The organism is Streptomyces calidiresistens (genome assembly GCF_014141525.1).
Classification (GTDB): Bacteria; Actinomycetota; Actinomycetes; order Streptomycetales; family Streptomycetaceae; genus Streptomyces; species Streptomyces calidiresistens.
In genome coordinates this window covers 1-2,642 of record NZ_VKHS01000745.1, presented here as the reverse complement: position 1 = coordinate 2,642, position 2,642 = coordinate 1, and the positions used below count along the sequence as shown (strand labels likewise).

General features: G+C 78.8%; 2 protein-coding genes. Both read left to right on the top strand.

Annotated elements, in window-relative coordinates; translation table 11 throughout:
• A partial coding sequence (locus FOE67_RS22255) for an O-antigen ligase family protein (RefSeq protein ID WP_182666621.1) occupies window positions 1–845 on the top strand: 845 nt, incomplete at its 5' end.
• Window positions 842–2,642: murein biosynthesis integral membrane protein MurJ (gene murJ, locus FOE67_RS22250; RefSeq protein ID WP_323385288.1), on the top strand; the 1,801-nt coding region annotated here is incomplete at its 3' end. The genes FOE67_RS22255 and murJ, both read left to right, overlap by 4 nt.

Sequence of the window (2,642 nt, the reverse complement as noted above, 5' to 3'; positions counted from 1 at the left end):
GGGTGGTGGTCGCCGTCGCGTTCGCGCTCGGCGGCCCGCCGCGGGCGCCGGGCGCCCCGCGCCCCCGCACGCCCCGGGAGCTCGCCCGTTCGTTCGCCGCCCCCCTGTGCGCCGGCGCGCTGCTGGTACCGCTGGTGGCGTCCTTCAGCCGGGGCGCGTGGATCGCCACGGCCGTCGCCTGCGCGGTGATGCTGCTGTTCGCCGGTCGGCTCTCGCGGCGTGCCCTGGTGCTGCTCCTGTGCGGGAGCGTCCTCGCCGTCGGCCTGGCCGCCGCCGGCTCCGGCCGGGTCGCCGACCGGCTCACCAGCATCGGCCGGGTCACCGAGACCCCCGACCAGTCCGTGATCGACCGGTACGCCCTGTGGGACGCCGCCCTGACCATGTGGAGCCGGGAGCCGTGGACCGGGGTCGGCCCGCGCGGCTTCCCCGACCACCGGGACGCGACGGCCTCCGTCGCGCTGTCCGCCGGCAGCGACACCGCCGGCGCCGGGTGGGAGTTCGAGCGGCAGCAACTGCTCTCCCCGCACAACATGTACCTGCTGGTCCTGGCCGAGCAGGGACTGCTGGGCGCGACCGCGGCATTCGGTGCCTGGGCGATCCTCCTGACGGGCTGTCTGCGACGGTTGCGCGGCGTCCCCCCGGGAACCCCCCGCCGGCTCGGACTGGCCGCCACCGGCCTGCTGACCTGGCAACTGGTCAATTTCCTGTACGCGGACATCGGCGGACCCACCACCGTGCTGACGGGACTCGCCTTCGGCCTGGCCGCCTGGTGGGCCCTGGCCCCGGCCTCCGCGACCGGCGCCGGCACCCCCGGCGCCCCCGGGGACATCGGGGCGCGGCGGTGAGCGGGCCGGTCGGCGCGCCCGACACCGACCGCGCGCCCACCGCGACCGGGGGCGCGCGCCGCCCCGGCCGTCCCGGCCCTCCCCGCCGACCCGGCCGCGCCCGGCGGGTCGGCGGGGAGGACCGGTTCGTCGCCCGGGCCGCCGGCGTCACCGGCCTGATGCTGGCCGCCGGCGCCCTGCTCGGCCTGCTCCGCGACCGCACGATCGCCGGCCTGTACGGCGCCGGTGACGCCACCGACGCCTTCCTGGTGGCCTGGACCATCCCCGAGTTCGCCTCCACGCTCCTCATCGAGGACGCCATGGCGCTGGTGCTCGTCCCCGCCTTCAGCCTGGCGCTGGCCCGCCGCGCCGCCCACCGGGCCGCCGGGGACACGACGGGTCCGGACCCGGTGCGCGCCCTGGTCGCCACCGGCCTCCCCCGACTGGCGCTCTGGCTGGCCGCGGCGGCGGCCGTGCCCGCCCTGGCCGCCCCGTGGGTGGTCCGTCTGCTGGCCCCCGGCCTCGCCGACCCGGCCGCGGCCGTCGCCTGCACCCGCCTGACCTCGGTCACCGTCCTCGCCTTCGGTGTCGCGGGGTACTTCAGCGCCCTGCTCCGCGCCCACCGCAGCTTCGCCCCGCCGGCCGCCGTCTACGCGGCGTACAACATCGGCATCGTCGTCTGCGCCCTCGCGCTGCACGACCTGTGGGGCATCCGCGCGGCGGCGGTGGGCGTCGCGGTCGGCGGGGTGCTCATGGTCCTGGTGCAGCTGCCCTTCGTCCTGCGGCACCTTCGCGCGCGAACCGTGCCGGACCCGGACGGGCCGGGGGCCCGGGGAGCCGCCGGGGAACCCCGGGGGTCCCGGTCCCCGGAAGCCGCCGGGGCGATGACCTTCGGCGTGGTGCTGCCCGTCGCGCTGTTCGCCCTCGCCCGCCAGTCCCAGGTGCTCGTCGAGCGCCACCTCGCCTCCGAACTCCCCGCCGGCGCCATCTCGCACCTGAACTACGCCCAGAAGATCGGCCAGCTCCCGATGGTCGCGGCCCTGATGATCTGCACCGTCACCCTTCCCCTGGTCGCCCGGGCGCTGGCCGACGGCGACCCCGACCGGGCCCGTGACCGGGTCGAGCGCGATCTGCTGCTCGCCGGCGCGATCGTCCTGCTCGGCACCGCCTGGATGATCTCCTGCGCCCCCGAGCTGGTCCGCCTCCTCTTCGAACAGGGGGCCTTCGACGCGGCGGCCGGGGACGCCACCGCCGACGTGCTGCGCGTCTACGCCCTCGGGCTCCTCGGCCACACCCTGGTCGGGGCGCTCATCCGCCCCTACTGCGCGGCGGGACGTCCGGGCTGGTACCCCTTCGCGGCGATGTGCGCGGGCCTGGCGGTCACCGTGGTGGCCGGGACGGCGTTCGTCGAGCGGTGGGGCGCCCCCGGCATCGCCGCGGCCAACGCCCTGGGCGTCGCGGTCACGGCACTGCTGATGCTGTGCGGCGGCCGGTTCCGGGTGGTGCCCGCCCGCCCCGTCCCGGTGCTGGCGGGGTTGGCCCGGCTCGCGCTCGCCGCGCTGGCGGCCGGCGCGGCGGCCCGACCGGCGGCCGACGCCGTTGCGGGCCGCCTCCCGGCCGGCCCGGCCGACGCGGCGCTCGGCGCCGTGACCGGCGGGCTGGTCTGCGGGCTCGTCTTCGCCGCGGTGGCGGTGCTCCTCGGGGCCCCCGCGCTCCTCGGCGGCCCCGGGGCGCCGTGGCCGCGTCCGCGCGCAGACCGGCCGCCGCCCGGCGCGGACGGGCCCGGCCGGGGGTCCTCCCCGCCGCCGGCCCCCGACC